Origin of the sequence: Streptomyces fulvorobeus, assembly GCF_013167895.1 — a bacterium.
In the GTDB taxonomy this organism is placed as follows: Bacteria; Actinomycetota; Actinomycetes; order Streptomycetales; family Streptomycetaceae; genus Streptomyces; species Streptomyces fulvorobeus.
Window position 1 is genome coordinate 1496968 of the sequence record NZ_BLWC01000001.1, and the last position, 14211, is coordinate 1511178.

A 14211-nucleotide genomic window follows, 5' to 3' on the forward strand; every position below is an offset into this window, starting at 1 on the left:
TCCGGACCGTCGGAGGTGTCAGCGGCGGCTCGTAGACTCGGTGCGTGGACACGACCCTCCAGGACCCCGTGATCGGGCAGCTGCTCGACGGCCGCTATCGCGTCGACGCGCGGATCGCGGTCGGCGGCATGGCCACGGTCTACCGGGCCATGGACACCCGGCTCGACCGGGTGCTCGCGCTCAAGGTGATGCACCCGGCCCTGGCGACCGACGCCTCGTTCGTCGAGCGCTTCATCCGCGAGGCGAAGTCCGTGGCCCGGCTCGCGCACCCCAACATCGTCGCGGTCTTCGACCAGGGCGCCCAGGGGGCGTACGTCTACCTGGCGATGGAGTACGTCGCGGGGTGCACCCTGCGGGACGTCCTGCGCGAGCGCGGCGCCCTGCGGCCCCGGGCGGCGCTGGACATCATGGAGCCCGTCCTGGCCGCCCTCGGCGCCGCGCACCGCGCGGGCCTCGTGCACCGCGACATGAAGCCGGAGAACGTCCTGATAGGGGACGACGGCCGGGTGAAGGTCGCCGACTTCGGGCTCGTACGGGCTGTCGGCACCGCCACCGAGACCACCGGCTCGCTCCTGGGCACCGTGTCGTATCTCGCACCTGAGCAGATCGAGCACGGAACGGCCGACACGCGGGCCGATGTGTACGCGTGCGGGGTCGTCCTCTACGAGATGCTGACGGGCGGCAGACCGCACACCGGGAGCACCGCCGCACAGGTCATCCACCAGCACCTCAACCAGGACGTCCCCGCCCCGTCCGCGGCCGTGCCCGGGCTCCCGGTGGAGCTGGACGACCTGGTGGCCGCTGCCACCGCCCGCGACCCCGGGGTGCGCCCGAGGGACGCGGTGCTCCTGCTGGCCGAGGCGAGGACGTGCCGGGACGCGCTCAGCGAGGAGCAGCTGGACGCCAGCCCCCCGCAGGCGCGCGGCGAGGAGCACGACGCCGCCGACGACCGTACGAGCGTGATCCCGCGCGCGCTCCCGGCCGGCCAGGGCACCACCCACCACACCAGCCGCCTGGAGATGCCGGTGCCGGCGCCCCGGCGGACCGGTCCCGGCCGGCTCCGCCTCTTCGGCGGGAGTCCCCGGCGCGCGACCGCCGCCGTCCTCGCCGCCGTCCTGCTGGTGCTGGGCGTGGGCACGGGTGTCTGGTACATCAACTCCGGCCAGTTCACCCGGGTCCCCTCACTGCTCGGGCAGAGCCAGGAGACCGCTGAGCAGCGGCTCCGGGACGCGGGTCTCGACGTGCGGCGCGTCGACCGCGCGTACAGCGACACCGCCGCCCGCGGCATGGTGATGAGCAGCGATCCCGGTTCCGGCGAGCGCATCCGGGGCAACGACTCGGTGCGGCTCGTCGTCTCCCGGGGGCCGGAGACGGTCGACGTGCCCGGTCTCCGGGGCGTCGCCCTCGGCGAAGCCAGGCGCGATCTGAAGGAGGCGGGGCTGGCGGCCGGGACGGTGACCCGGGAGTTCAGCGGGGACGTGGCGCGGGGCGCAGTGGTCCGTACGGTCCCCGGGGCGGGTACCGAGCGCCGCTCCGGGTCCGCCGTCGCCCTGGTCGTCAGCAAGGGCAGCCCGATCGCCGTCCCGGACGTCAGCGGTCTCTCCGTCGATGAGGCCACCGCCGTCCTGGAGGAGGCGGGGCTCAGGGCCGAGGCCAGGCCCGGCCGGGTGCACTCCTCCGAAGTGGCGGGGGATGTCAGCGAGCAGTCACCCGCGGAGGGCGCGGAGGCCGCCGAGGGCGACGTGGTGGAGCTCACGGTCTCCAAGGGGCCGCGGATGCTCGACGTGCCGGACGTCACGGGCAAGGACGTGGACGAGGCCAGGAGCACACTGGAAGAGGCGGGCTTCGAGGTCGAGGTCGACCGGCCGTTCCTGTCGTTCAGCGACACCGTCGAGAAGCAGTCCGTCGAGGGCGGCGGACAGGCCGCCGAGGGCTCCACGATCACGATCAGGACCAGGGGACTGTAGATCCACATGCGAAACCCGGTAGGCGCTCACGTCCTGGTGGCAGGCGGACTGGCCAAGGTCGGCCTCGAACACGCCCGCGAGCTGAGCGCGGAGGCCGTCCAGGTCTTCGTCGCCAACCCGCGCGGCTGGGCGACGCCGGCCGGGAACCCGGCACAGGACGAGCTGTTCCGCGCGGAGTGCGGGGCCCGCTCGATACCGGCGTACGTCCATGCCCCGTATCTGATCAACTTCGGCTCGCACACGGAGGCCACCGTGGAGCGGTCCGTCGAGTCGTTGCGCCACTCCCTGCGCAGGGCCAGGGAGATCGGCGCGCTGGGTGTCGTGGTGCACACGGGTTCGGCGACCGGCGGAAGGCCCCGGGCCGAGGCCCTCGCACAGGTCCGCAGGCACATGCTGCCGCTGCTCGACGAGCTGACGCACGACGGCGACCCGTATCTGCTCCTGGAGTCGACGGCCGGGCAGGGGTCCTCGCTCTGCTCGCGGACCTGGGAGTTCGGCCCGTACTTCGAGGCGCTGGACTCCCATCCCCGACTGGGCGTCTGCCTGGACACCTGTCACATCCACGCGGCGGGGCACGATCTGGCCGGCCCCGAGGGCATGCGCCGGACCCTGGATCTGCTGGTGGAGACCGTGGGCGAGGGCCGGCTGAAACTGATCCACGCCAATGACTCCAAGGAAGCGGCGGGGGCGCACAAGGACCGGCACGAGAACATCGGCGCGGGCCACATCGGCGCGGAGCCGTTCCGTGAGCTGTTCTCGCACCCGGCGACCGAAGGCGTACCCCTGGTCATCGAGACGCCCGGCGGCAAGGAGAAGCATGCGGCGGACGTGGCGCGGCTGAAGGAGCTGCGCACTGCCGCGAACGCCTGAGGAATACCCCCGAGGGGTATGTGGTTCTCCTGGTCGACAGACCCTCTCTCCGGCTTGGGGGGAAGACCATGCGGCACGACCACGACATCCACCGCGGTGCCCGCCCGGACCACGCGGACGCGGGGCCCGCGCGCCCCCGAGCGAGCTGGGCCACGGCCGCCCGGGCCACGCTGCACTGCCTCACCGGCTGCGCCATCGGCGAGATCCTGGGCATGGTGATCGGCACCGCCCTCGGCTGGGGCGACATGGCGACGATGGCGCTCGCGATCACCCTCGCCTTCCTCTTCGGTTACGCGCTGACCCTGCGCGGCGTCCTGAAGGCCGGCGTCGGCTTCCGCACGGCCTTCCGCGTCGCCCTGGCCGCCGACACCCTCTCGATCGCCGTCATGGAACTGATCGACAACGGGGTGCTCGGCCTCTGGCCCGGGGCGATGGACGCCCACCTGACGGACGCGATGTTCTGGATCGCCCTGGCCATCGCACTGACGGCCGCTTTCGTCATCACGGTTCCGGTCAACAAGTGGATGATCGGCCGCGGCAGGGGCCACGCCGTGGTGCACCGGTACCACCACTGACGGCGAAGAGCCCCCGGCTCAGAGCTCGGGCCCGTCCCCGGGCTCCTCCTGGTAGGAGTAACGCTGCTCGCTCCAGGGGTCACCGATGTTGTGATAGCCGCGCTCTTCCCAGAAACCCCGGCGGTCGGCGGTCATGTACTCGATACCGCGGACCCACTTGGGGCCCTTCCAGGCGTAGAGGTGCGGCACGACCAGCCGCACGGGGAAACCGTGTTCGGCGGTGAGCAGGTCGCCGTCCTTGTGCGTGGCGAACACGGTCCGCTCCGCGGCGAAGTCCTCCAGGCGGAGGTTGGAGCTGAAGCCGTACTCGGCCCACACCATCACATGGGTGACGCCGGCCGCGGGCGGCGCCAGCTCCAGGATTCGGCGGGCGAGGACCCCGCCCCACTCGGCGCCGACCATGCTGAACTTCGTCACGCAGTGCAGATCCGCGACGACCGAGGAGAAGGGGAGAGCCGTGAACTCCTGGTGGTTCCAGCAGCGCTTCCCGCCGTCCGCCGTGGCCCCGAAGACCCGGAACTCCCAGCGGTCGGGCTTGAACTTGGGTACGGGCCCGTAGTGGGTGACCGGCCAGCCGCGCTGCAGGCGCTGCCCCGGCGGAAGCTCGGACTGCCCTGATTCGCTGTATTCCCGGCTTTCCGGCTGACCCATGCCTCCATGGTGACAGACAGGCAGGGGTGGTTATGACCAGGGCAGACCCGATTCGGGCAACTCGTACTAAGCATGCACTTACTGGACGGTCGGCATGCGCAGTGCGAGGATGCGGCCAACTTGCCCAGTACACCGGTTGGAAGGAGCCTGTGCCATGCAGGGCGACCCCGAGGTCCTCGAGTTCCTGAACGAACAGCTGACCGCCGAGCTGACCGCCATCAACCAGTACTTCCTGCACGCCAAGATGCAGGACAACTTCGGCTGGACGAAACTCGCCAAGTACACCAGGGCAGAGTCGTTCGACGAGATGAAGCACGCCGAGATCCTGACCGACCGCATTCTGTTCCTCGACGGCCTGCCCAACTACCAGCGGCTCTTCCACGTACGGGTCGGCCAGACGGTCACCGAGATGTTCCAGGCGGACCGGCAGGTCGAGGTCGAGGCGATCGACCGCCTCAAGCGGGGCATCGAGCTGATGCGCAACAAGGGCGACATCACGTCCGCGAACATCTTCGAGTCGATCCTGGCGGACGAGGAGCACCACATCGACTATCTCGACACCCAGCTGGAACTGGTCGAGAAGCTCGGCGAGCCGCTCTACATCGCGCAGCTGATCGAGCAGCCGGAGGGCTGAGCCGGGGCTCAGGCGACGTCGGAGAGCCGGACGTCCGGGGAGGCGGTGACGACGGCCGCGGCACCCAGGGAACCGGCCACCGACTCCTGCTTCTGGTCGAGCAGCTCGCGGCGCGGGCAGTCGCCGCGGCCCAGCAGCGCCTGGATCCGGCGGACGCAGCCACCGCAGTCCGTACCGGCCTTGCAGGCGGAGGCTATCTGCCGGGGCGTGCACGCACCGGCGTCCGCATGCTGCTTGACCTGCTGTTCGGTCACTCCGAAACACGAGCAGACGTACACGCGGTTCACCTCCCGCCGGGGTCGATCGCGGAGCCGCCCCGATCGTTCGGTGAGGCTAACCTAACCTTACCCGCCGCGCCTTGCGGGTAAAAGCCCCGGAACGGCCTGTGGGGCACGGATCACATCGATCCGTGCCCCACAGTCGTACTGCCCGGTGGCCCCTACTGGGCGCGGTACATCTCAGCGACGAGGAACGCCAGGTCGAGGGATTGGCTGCGGTTGAGGCGCGGGTCGCAGGCCGTCTCGTAACGCTGGTGCAGGTCGTCCACGAAGATCTCGTGGCCGCCGCCGACGCACTCGGTGACATCGTCACCGGTGAGCTCGACGTGGATGCCGCCCGGGTGGGTGCCGAGGCCCTTGTGCACCTCGAAGAAGCCCTTGACCTCGTCGAGGACGTCGTCGAAGCGCCGGGTCTTGTGGCCGGACGCGGCCTCGAAGGTGTTGCCGTGCATCGGGTCCGTCACCCAGGCCACGGTGGCACCGGAGGCGGTGACCTTCTCGACCAGCTCGGGGAGCTTGTCGCGGACCTTGTCGGCGCCCATGCGGACGATGAAGGTCAGCCGGCCCGGCTCGCGGTCGGGGTCGAGGCGGTCGATGTAGCCGAGCGCCTGGTCGACGGTGCTCGTCGGACCGAGCTTGATGCCGATCGGGTTGCTGATCTTCGAGGCGAACTCGATGTGCGCGCCGTCCATCTGGCGGGTGCGCTCACCGATCCACACCATGTGGCCCGAGGTGTCGTACAGCTTGCCGGTGCGCGAGTCGGTGCGGGTCAGCGCCGTCTCGTAGTCCAGCAGCAGTGCCTCGTGGGAGGCGTAGAACTCCACCGCCTTGAACTCGGCCGGGTCGGTGCCGCACGCCTTCATGAAGTTCAGCGCGTTGTCGATCTCGCGGGCCAGCTGTTCGTAGCGCTGCCCCGAGGGCGAGGACCTCACGAAGTCCTGGTTCCAGGCGTGCACCTGGCGCAGGTCGGCGTATCCGCCGGTGGTGAAGGCGCGGACCAGGTTCAGCGTGGAGGCGGACGCGTGGTACATCTGCTTCAGCCGCTGGGGGTCCGGGATCCGGGCGGCCTCGGTGAAGGCGAAGCCGTTGACGGAGTCGCCGCGGTAGGTCGGCAGGGTCACGCCGTCGCGGGTCTCGGTCGACTTGGAGCGCGGCTTGGAGTACTGGCCGGCGATCCGGCCGATCTTCACCACCGGGACGGAGGCCGCGTAGGTGAGGACGGCGCTCATCTGGAGCAGCGTCTTCAGTTTGGCCCGGATGTGCTCGGCCGACACGGCGTCGAACGCCTCGGCGCAGTCGCCGCCCTGCAGCAGGAACGCCTCGCCCTTGGCGACGGCTCCCATACGGGCACGCAGCTGGTCGCACTCGCCGGCGAAGACGAGAGGCGGATACGACTCGAGGTCCGCGAGCACATCGCGCAGGGCCTCGGAGTCGGGGTACTCGGGCTGCTGCGCCGCGGGAAGGTCTCGCCAGGTCGCCTTGTCGGCGACGCTCAGGGATTCAGCTTTCACGATCACGCCCGCAAGACTACGGGGTCCCCGCCCTCCGGCGGCCCCTCGCTCGCCTGATGAGACAGACCGTCCGAAGTCGCCGGTGGGCGGCATCCGCGCCACGCGTGCGGGAGAGCGCTCCGGCACGGCCCGCCGTGCGCTACGATCCACGGCATGTTCGCGCCGACGATCCAGAACTGGTGGTGGACCGCTCATCCGGCGGCCCGCTGACTCATCGCGCGTACAGACTTCGCGAAGGCCGCCCGAGGGGCGGCCTTCTCTGCGTTTCGGGACCGTTCCTCCTCATCGGAAGGAACACCCATGCCCGACCGCGCGTCCGACCTCGTCCTCGAACTCCTCCGGGAGGACTGCCCGCCGTTCGCGCTGCTGCGCAGGCGTACCCCCGGCCACGACCACGACACCGTCGACGTCCTGATCGGGCCGGTGCGGGAGGTGGAGCGGCTCGCCGACATCCCCGTGGGCGAGCAGCCCTCACTCGCCCTGGTGCCGTTCCGGCAGATCGCCGAGCGGGGCTTCGACGTCCGTGACGACGGCACTCCGCTGTCGGTCCTCCTCGCCCGGGAGTCCCGCACGCTGCCGCTCGGCGAGATGCTGGCGGCGCTGCCCCGGCACGAGGTGCGGGTGGAGGGCGGAAGCTTCGACGTCCCCGACGCGCGGTACGCGGACATCGTCCGGCGGGTCGTCCAGGACGAGATCGGGCAGGGCGAGGGCGCGAACTTCGTGATCCGGCGGACCTTCGGCGGCGAGATCCCCGGCTTCGGCCGGGCCGACGCGCTGGCCCTGTTCCGGCGGCTGCTGTCGGGCGAGCGCGGCGCGTACTGGACGTTCGTGGTGCACACCGGGGAGCGGACCCTGGTCGGTGCCAGCCCGGAGGTGCATGTGCGGATGTCCGGCGGCACGGTCGTGATGAACCCGATCAGCGGCACCTACCGCTACCCCGCGGGCGGGCCCACGGCTCAAGGGCTGCTGGCCTTCCTCGGCGACCGCAAGGAGACCGAGGAGCTCTCCATGGTGGTCGACGAGGAACTCAAGATGATGTGCACCGTCGGCGACATGGGCGGGGTGGTGGTCGGCCCCCGGCTCAAGGAGATGGCGCACCTCGCGCACACCGAGTACGAACTGCGCGGGCGCTCCTCGCTGGACGTACGGGAGGTGCTGAAGGAGACCATGTTCGCCGCGACGGTCACCGGTTCGCCCGTGCAGAACGCCTGCCGGGTCATCGAACGGTACGAGTCCGGGGGCCGCGGCTACTACGCGGGCGCGCTGGCCCTCCTGGGGCGCGACGCGAGCGGGGCCCAGACCCTGGACTCGCCGATCCTGATCCGCACGGCCGACATCTCGGCCGACGGCCGGCTGAAGGTGCCGGTCGGTGCCACGCTCGTACGCCATTCCGACCCGGAGAGCGAGGTCGCCGAGACCCACGCCAAGGCGGCCGGGGTGCTGGCGGCCCTCGGTGTGCGGCCGGGGCGGCCGCAGGCGGAGACGGCCGGTCCGCGGCTGGCCGACGATCCGCGGGTACGGGCGGCGCTGGAGGACCGGCGCGGCGGTCTGGCGCCCTTCTGGCTGCGGATGCAGGAGCGCACCCGTGAGCTGTCCGGTCACGCGCTCGTGGTGGACGGCGAGGACACCTTCACCGCGATGCTGGCGCACCTGCTGAGGTCGTCGGGGCTGGAGGTGTCGGTGCGGCGGTACGACGAGCCCGGACTGCGCGAGGCCGTACGGGCGCACGAGGGGCCCGTCGTGCTGGGCCCCGGGCCCGGGAATCCGGCCGAGGTCGCCGATCCCAGGATGCGGCTGCTGCGCGAGCTGGCCGCCGGGCTGCTCAGGGACCACCGGCACGGGCTGCTCGGGATCTGCCTCGGGCACGAGCTGATCGCGGCGGAGCTGGGTGTCGAGATCGTCCGCAAGGCCGTCCCGTACCAGGGGGCGCAGACCCGGATCGAGCTGTTCGGCCGCCCGGAGACCGTGGGTTTCTACAACAGCTTCACGGCCCGCTGCGACGAGCCGGCGGCCGCCGGGCTGGCCGCGCTCCACATCGAGACGAGCCGGGACCCGGCCACCGGTGAACTGCACGCGCTGCGCGGGAACGGCTTCGCCTCGGTGCAGTTCCACCCGGAGTCGGTGCTGACACTGCGCGGGGCCGCGATCGTGACCGAGCTGCTGGCGGGGCTGCCGGTGGCCCGCTGACCGTGGGGACGCGGGGCCCCGGCAGCCGGCCGGGGCTCAGTTCACGGGCGGGGCCGGTACGAGGACGCTGTCGCTGCGGCGCCCGGCCGCGTAGTCGTCGATGTTCCGCACGGTCGCCTCGATGATCTGGCCCACCGCCTCCCGGGTGTAGTACGCCTGGTGCGAGGTGACGATGACGTTGGGGAAGGTGACCAGCCTGGCCAGGGTGTCGTCGTCGACGCCTTCGAGGGACTTGTCGAGGAAGAAGAGCCCGGCCTCCGCCTCGTACACGTCGAGCCCCACGCCGGTGAAACGGCCCGCCCGCAACTCGGCGACCAGCGCCCTGGTGTCGATGAGCCCGCCCCGGCTGGAGTTGATCAGGATCGCGTCGTCCTTCATCGCGGCCAGGGCTTCGCCGCCGATGAGGTGGTGGGTGGAGGGCAGCAGGGGCACGTGCAGGCTGACCAGGTCGGCCTCGGCGAGGAGGCGGTCCTTCTCGACGTACTCCATGCCGAGCTCCAGGCACGCCGGGTTCTCCACGACGTCCCAGCCGAGCAGGTGCATGCCGAAACCGTGGGCGATCCGGGTGAACGCCTCGCCGATCTTCCCGGTGCCGATCACTCCGGCGGTGCGCCCCCGCATGTCCCGGCCGAGCAGACCGTCGAGGCGGAAGTCGAAGTCCCTGGTGCGGCTCGCGGCGCGGATGATGCGCCGGTTGACCGCCATCGCGAGGGTCCAGGCGAATTCGGCGACGGAGTACGGCGAGTAGTACGAGACGCGGGCGACGCGCAGGCCCAGGCGCTCGGCGACGTCGAGGTCGACGTTGTTGAAGCCGGTGGAACGCTGGGCGATCATCCGCGTGCCGCCCGCCGCGAGGGTCTGGAGGACCGCGCCGCTGAGGTCGGCGTTGACGCTGGTGGAGACGGCCTCGTAACCCGCCGCGATCGGCGCGGTGTCCTCGGTCAGGAAGACGTCCAGGCAGCGCACCTCGTGCCGTCCGGCGAAGGCGTTCTCGATCAGGGGTCTCTCGTCGGACTGCACACCGAAGGCGAGGATCTCCACGACGTCTCCCGTAGTTCGCGCGGGCGGGCTGGGACCGGTCCCCGCGAATATACGGCCCACGTCCGGGGGACGCCGTTCAGCCGACGTCGTCGAGGCCGCGCTCGATCGCGTACCGCACGAGCTCCACCCGGTTGTGCAGCTGGAGCTTTCCCAGGGTGTTCTGCACGTGGTTCTGGACGGTGCGGTGGGAGATGACGAGCCGTTCCGCGATCTGCTTGTACGAGAGGCCCTTGGCGACCAGGCGCAGCACCTCCGTCTCGCGGTCGGTGAGTTCCGGGGCCTTCGGCTCGTCGGCGGCCACCGGGACCGGGCCGGAGGCCAGCCTGCGGTACTCGCCGAGGACGAGACCGGCGAGACCCGGGGTGAAGACGGGGTCGCCCGCCGCGGTGGAGCGCACGGCGTCGGTCAGCTCCTGGGTGCTGGCCGACTTCAGCAGATAACCCGTGGCCCCCGACTTCACCGCCTCCAGGACGTCGGCGTGCTCACCGCTGGCGGAGAGCACCAGGACGCGCAGTCCCGGATGGGAGCCGACGAGCTCCTTGCAGACCTGGACACCGGGCATCCCGGGCAGGTTCAGGTCGAGGACCAGGACGTCGGGCCGCGCGGCCTTCGCCCGGCGCACCGCCTGCGGGCCGTCACCGGCGGTCGCGACGACGTCGAAGCCGGACTCGGCCAGGTCGCGGGCGACGGCGTCGCGCCACATGGGGTGGTCGTCGACGACCATGACCCTGGTGGGCCGCTCCTGCGCATCCCGCGCGTTCGGTGTACTCATCGGGCCGATCCTGCCTTCCCCCGTGGAACCTTCGGAATCCTCAACTCGACCTCCGTGCCCTGGCCGGGCACCGAGACCAACGCGGCCGTGCCACCCAGGTCACGTAACCGTCCGCGGATCGACAGAGCCACCCCGAGGCGGCCCTCGCTCTCCGCCTGGGCGAGCCTGTCCTCCGGGATGCCCGGACCGTCGTCACGGACGGTCACGATCACCTCGTCACGCTCGTCCTCGACGAGAATCCACGCCTGGGCGTCCTGTCCGGCGTGCGCCCGCACATTGTCCAGGGCGGCGCTGACAGCGGCGGCGAGCTCCCGTGCGGCCTCCGGCGGCAGCACCACCGGGGCCCCCGGCTCCGCGAAGCTGACCCGGGAGCCGGCGTGCGGGGCGAGCAGGGCGCGCAGATCGCACCCGGCCGGCCCGTCCGGGCCGGCCCGGTCATCCCTGTCGCCGGTCTCCACGGTGCGGACGACGGCCCCGTCCGCGGCGTCCTCGGAGACCCGGGTGGTGGGGACGAGACCGCTGGAGACGAGGGTGCGCAGGGCGACTTCCTGTTCGCCGGCCATCCTGCCCAGTGCGGCGGCCTCACCGCCGAGCGCCGTGCCGCGGCGCTGCACCATCGCGAGCACCTGGAGCACGCTGTCGTGGATGTCCCGGGCCAGCCGCTCCCGCTCCCGGGTGGCGGCCTCGATCTCCAGGGCGCGCGCCAGGGTGCGTTCACTGGCGCGGGCCACCTCGACGACGTACCCGATGGCGATGGAGGCGACCCAGACCAGCAGGACGTTGTGGACGGTGTCCCGGCTGGGATGTCCGCGCTCGATGATGTTGGCGGCGGCGACGAAGGTGGAGGCGAAGGCGGCCCACCGCCAGCCGCCCTTGATGGCGAAGGCCAGGACCGAGCCGGCCGTCCAGATCGACGGGAGGGTCGGGCCGTCGACGTGCCGGGCGTCGAAGTCGGCGAGCGGGGTGAGGAGGATGCCCGTGAGCGCGACGACGAGGTCCGCGCCGAGGAAGCGCCTGGTGCAGCGCACGGCACCGGCGACCCTGGGCAGGGTGAGCAGGGTCCACAGGACCATGGCCGCCAGGAAGGCGGCGGCCACCCAGGGGCGTTCGAACTTCTCCCGGTTGAGGGCCGCCAGGAGCACCGCGTAGACCATGGTCAGCACGCGGTACGCGGTCAGGGCACGCCACAGCGGCTGCTCGACGGACATGCGTACGACCCGCTCGCGCCCGGTCATCTCCCCCACCCCCTGGACGGTCCTCGACGCCGCTAGGCGCCGGTCCGGTCCGTCCCGTCGCTGTCCCCGGCGTCCTTCGCGTGCGCCTGCTTCTGCGCGCGCTTCCCGTCCTCGGACCGGCGCCTGGCCTCGTCCGCGATCCGGCGCTTGGCCGCCGTCGCGTAGATGTCGACGTACTCCTGGCCGGACAGCTTCATGATCTCGTACATGACCTCGTCGGTCAGCGAGCGCTGGATGAAGCGGTCACCGTCCATGCCGTGGTAGCGGCTGAAGTCGAGCGGCTCGCCGATCCTGATCCCCGGCCGCATCAGCTTGGGCATCACCTGGCCGGGCGGCTGGATCTTCTCCGTGTCGATCATCGCCACGGGGATGACGGGCGCGCCGGTGGCCAGGGCCACGCGGGCGAGGCCGCCGGGCTTGCCGCGGTAGAGGCGGCCGTCCGGTGAACGGGTGCCCTCGGGGTAGATGCCGAAGAGCCCGCCGCTCCCGATGACCTGGATGCCCGCCTTGACTGCGGCCTCACCGGCGCCGCGGGCCCCGGAGCGGTCCACCGGGAGCTGGCCGACGCCCTTGAAGAAGGCCGCGGTGAGCTTTCCCCTCACACCCGGGGCCGTGAAGTACTCGGCCTTCGCGATGAAGGTGACCTTGCGGTCGAGCACGGCCGGCAGGAAGAACGAGTCGGAGAACGACAGATGGTTGCTCGCGAGGATCGCGGGCCCCCGCGCGGGGATGTTCTCCAGGCCCTCCACCCACGGCCTGAAAGCGAGCTTCAGAGAGCCGCCGATGGAGAACTTCATAGCGCCGTAGATCAACTCGGGTGCCTCCTGTGTGCTGTCGTCCAGACCTTAACCTGTGGCATCGGCCGTGCTCCCGCCCGGCACGGGGCCGGGCCCCACGCCGGGGACGGGCGGGCGGGACGGCCGGTCCGGCGGCTGCGGCCCGCGACGGCCCTGGTCGGTGTCGGCCCGGTCGCGTACGGTGAGGTAATCCTTCTTCGTACTCCCTTTTGAGCCCCAGCCTCACGAACAGGAGACCCTGGTGCCGGTCCTTCCTGGAGCCGAGCCGTTCCGCCACGACGGCGGAGAGGTCGGCGTCCTGCTCTGTCACGGATTCACCGGATCGCCGCAGTCGCTGCGCCCGTGGGCCGACCACCTCGCGGAGCGGGGGCTGACCGTCTCGCTCCCCCTGCTGCCGGGACACGGCACCCGCTGGGAGGACATGGCCGTCACCGGCTGGCAGGACTGGTACGCGGAGGTGGACCGGGAGCTGCGCGTCCTGCGGGAGCGGTGCGGCCAGGTCTTCGTCTTCGGACTCTCCATGGGCGGTGCGCTGTCGCTGCGGCTTGCGGCGAAGCACGGGGACGCGGTCTCGGGCCTGGTGCTGGTGAATCCGGCGAACAAGGTGCACGGCCTCTCGGCCTACGCCCTGCCGGTCGCCCGCCATCTCGTGCGTACGACGAAGGGCCTCACCAGCGATATCGCGAGGCCGGGTGTCGAGGAGGTCGGCTACGACCGGGTGCCGCTGCACGCGGCCCATTCGGTACGCGCGTTCTTCCGCCTGGTCGACGCCGAACTGCCGCAGGTCACGCAGCCGCTCCTGCTGCTGCACAGCCCGCGGGACCACGTGGTGCCGCCCGCCGACTCGGCCCGCATCCTGAGCCGGGTGTCCTCGACCGATGTCGAGGAGGTCCTGCTGGAACAGAGCTACCACGTGGCGACGTTGGACCATGACGCGGAGCGGATCTTCGAGCTGGGCTACTCGTTCGTCGGCCGTCTCGCACCCAGCGTCGGCAAGAAGGGGAGAACGTCCGGTGGCTGAGCACGACGCGGAGCGCACAGGCAGTGACGAGGAGCGCGAACCGCGTCCCCCGGAGGAGACCGGTGTCCCCGAGGGGACCGGGGAGGCCCGGCCGGTGGACGAGGTCGCGGCCTGGGAGGCCATCGTCGCGGGGTACGGCGAGGAACCGCCGGACCCGCCGGGCGCCAAGCCGTTCAAGTCGATCGAGGATCTGGCGCTGCTGGAGGACGACCAGCTCAACGTCCTGGAGCCGGACACGGGCGCGGGCGACGACGTCGACAAGGGGGCGGGCAAGCCGAAGCCGGCGAAGCCTCCGGAGAAGAAGGCGCTCGGCAGTTCCGTCGTCTTCGCGCCCGGGGTCGCCGGGCCGCGTGACTACGAGGTCCAGGAGCCGCAGAACGGCGACCCCGACGGCCCTGACGGCAGCGAGGAGGGGCATTTCGTCCCGCCGGAGCCGCCGCCGCTGCCGGAGGCCGATGTCACCGCGAAGTTCGGCTGGCTCGCGGTCCTCGGCGGCCCGGTCCTGATGCTGGTCGCCGTGCTCCTGCAGTGGGAGATGACGTGGTGGCTCACCACGCTCTGCATCGGCGGTTTCCTCGGCGGCTTCGTGACGCTGGTGGCGCGGATGCCCCACGACGACGAGGAGGACGAGGACCCGGGGCGCGGCGCGGTGGTGTGACGCGCCGCGCGTGA

At 71.4% G+C, this 14211-nt stretch carries 15 protein-coding genes; 8 read left to right on the forward strand and 7 right to left on the reverse strand.

Going from position 1 to position 14211, the window contains the following annotated elements; genetic code table 11:
- Window positions 1-44 precede the first annotated feature (44 nt).
- The 3 genes from pknB (at window position 45) to Sfulv_RS06695 (ending at window position 3412) form a co-directional block, all read left to right on the forward strand.
- A complete protein-coding gene (pknB, locus tag Sfulv_RS06685) occupies window positions 45-1967 on the forward strand; it encodes a Stk1 family PASTA domain-containing Ser/Thr kinase (RefSeq protein WP_173312725.1) in 1923 nt (640 codons plus the stop codon).
- Window positions 1968-1973: 6 nt separating this feature from the next.
- Window positions 1974-2837 carry a deoxyribonuclease IV gene (locus Sfulv_RS06690; RefSeq protein ID WP_173312727.1) on the forward strand — a complete coding sequence of 288 codons (864 nt, stop codon included), beginning with the start codon at window positions 1974-1976 and terminating at the stop codon, window positions 2835-2837.
- A 68-nt stretch (window positions 2838-2905) separates the two neighbouring features.
- Window positions 2906-3412, forward strand: a complete 507-nt coding sequence (locus Sfulv_RS06695) for a DUF4396 domain-containing protein (protein WP_173312729.1) — start codon at window positions 2906-2908, stop codon at window positions 3410-3412.
- 18 nt (window positions 3413-3430) lie between these two features.
- On the opposite strand, the gene Sfulv_RS06700 is transcribed toward Sfulv_RS06695, so the two are convergent.
- Complete coding sequence (locus tag Sfulv_RS06700) at window positions 3431-4063, reverse strand: sulfite oxidase-like oxidoreductase (RefSeq protein WP_173312731.1); 633 nt, start codon at window positions 4061-4063, stop codon at window positions 3431-3433.
- A gap of 154 nt (window positions 4064-4217) precedes the next feature.
- On the opposite strand from Sfulv_RS06700, the gene bfr reads away from it, so the two are divergent.
- Window positions 4218-4697, forward strand: coding sequence for a bacterioferritin (gene bfr / locus Sfulv_RS06705; protein WP_173312733.1), 480 nt, complete (start codon window positions 4218-4220; stop codon window positions 4695-4697).
- Window positions 4698-4705: 8 nt separating this feature from the next.
- On the opposite strand, the gene Sfulv_RS06710 is transcribed toward bfr, so the two are convergent.
- Complete coding sequence (locus Sfulv_RS06710; protein ID WP_173317638.1) at window positions 4706-4975, reverse strand: (2Fe-2S)-binding protein; 270 nt, start codon at window positions 4973-4975, stop codon at window positions 4706-4708.
- Window positions 4976-5136: 161 nt separating this feature from the next.
- Window positions 5137-6492 (reverse strand): class II 3-deoxy-7-phosphoheptulonate synthase, encoded by a 1356-nt coding sequence (locus Sfulv_RS06715; RefSeq protein ID WP_371874639.1) that lies wholly within the window; start codon window positions 6490-6492, stop codon window positions 5137-5139.
- 147 nt (window positions 6493-6639) lie between these two features.
- Here Sfulv_RS06715 and Sfulv_RS31420 point away from each other — a divergent pair, with 147 nt between their 5' ends.
- Window positions 6640-6696: a trp operon leader peptide gene (locus Sfulv_RS31420; RefSeq protein ID WP_173317642.1), complete on the forward strand. Its 57-nt coding sequence runs from the start codon at window positions 6640-6642 to the stop codon at window positions 6694-6696.
- A gap of 90 nt (window positions 6697-6786) precedes the next feature.
- Window positions 6787-8673 carry an anthranilate synthase family protein gene (locus tag Sfulv_RS06725; RefSeq protein WP_173312736.1) on the forward strand — a complete coding sequence of 629 codons (1887 nt, stop codon included), beginning with the start codon at window positions 6787-6789 and terminating at the stop codon, window positions 8671-8673.
- Between the two features lie 36 nt (window positions 8674-8709).
- Here the strand turns inward: Sfulv_RS06725 and Sfulv_RS06730 are convergent, their stop codons facing one another.
- The 4 genes from Sfulv_RS06730 to Sfulv_RS06745 all read right to left on the reverse strand — a co-directional run bounded on the left by Sfulv_RS06730 (window position 8710) and on the right by Sfulv_RS06745 (window position 12533).
- Entirely contained in the window at window positions 8710-9714 is a 1005-nt protein-coding gene (locus Sfulv_RS06730) for a 2-hydroxyacid dehydrogenase (RefSeq protein ID WP_173312738.1), read from the reverse strand.
- Between the two features lie 76 nt (window positions 9715-9790).
- Window positions 9791-10486 carry a response regulator gene (locus Sfulv_RS06735; RefSeq protein WP_173312740.1) on the reverse strand — a complete coding sequence of 232 codons (696 nt, stop codon included), beginning with the start codon at window positions 10484-10486 and terminating at the stop codon, window positions 9791-9793.
- The gene (gene macS / locus Sfulv_RS06740; protein ID WP_173312742.1) at window positions 10483-11721 is read right to left on the reverse strand and encodes a MacS family sensor histidine kinase; all 1239 of its coding nucleotides are present in this window, start codon (window positions 11719-11721) and stop codon (window positions 10483-10485) included. Before macS ends, Sfulv_RS06735 begins: the two co-directional genes overlap by 4 nt.
- Window positions 11722-11753: 32 nt before the next feature.
- Window positions 11754-12533 (reverse strand): lysophospholipid acyltransferase family protein, encoded by a 780-nt coding sequence (locus tag Sfulv_RS06745; protein ID WP_246353031.1) that lies wholly within the window; start codon window positions 12531-12533, stop codon window positions 11754-11756.
- 226 nt (window positions 12534-12759) lie between these two features.
- Between Sfulv_RS06745 and Sfulv_RS06750 the strand changes: the two genes are divergently transcribed.
- Both Sfulv_RS06750 and Sfulv_RS06755 read left to right on the forward strand, forming a co-directional pair.
- On the forward strand, window positions 12760-13539 hold the full coding sequence (locus tag Sfulv_RS06750) for an alpha/beta hydrolase (RefSeq protein ID WP_173312744.1): 780 nt from the start codon (window positions 12760-12762) through the stop codon (window positions 13537-13539).
- Window positions 13532-14197 carry a hypothetical protein gene (locus Sfulv_RS06755; RefSeq protein WP_173312746.1) on the forward strand — a complete coding sequence of 222 codons (666 nt, stop codon included), beginning with the start codon at window positions 13532-13534 and terminating at the stop codon, window positions 14195-14197. Before Sfulv_RS06750 ends, Sfulv_RS06755 begins: the two co-directional genes overlap by 8 nt.
- Window positions 14198-14211 lie beyond the last annotated feature (14 nt).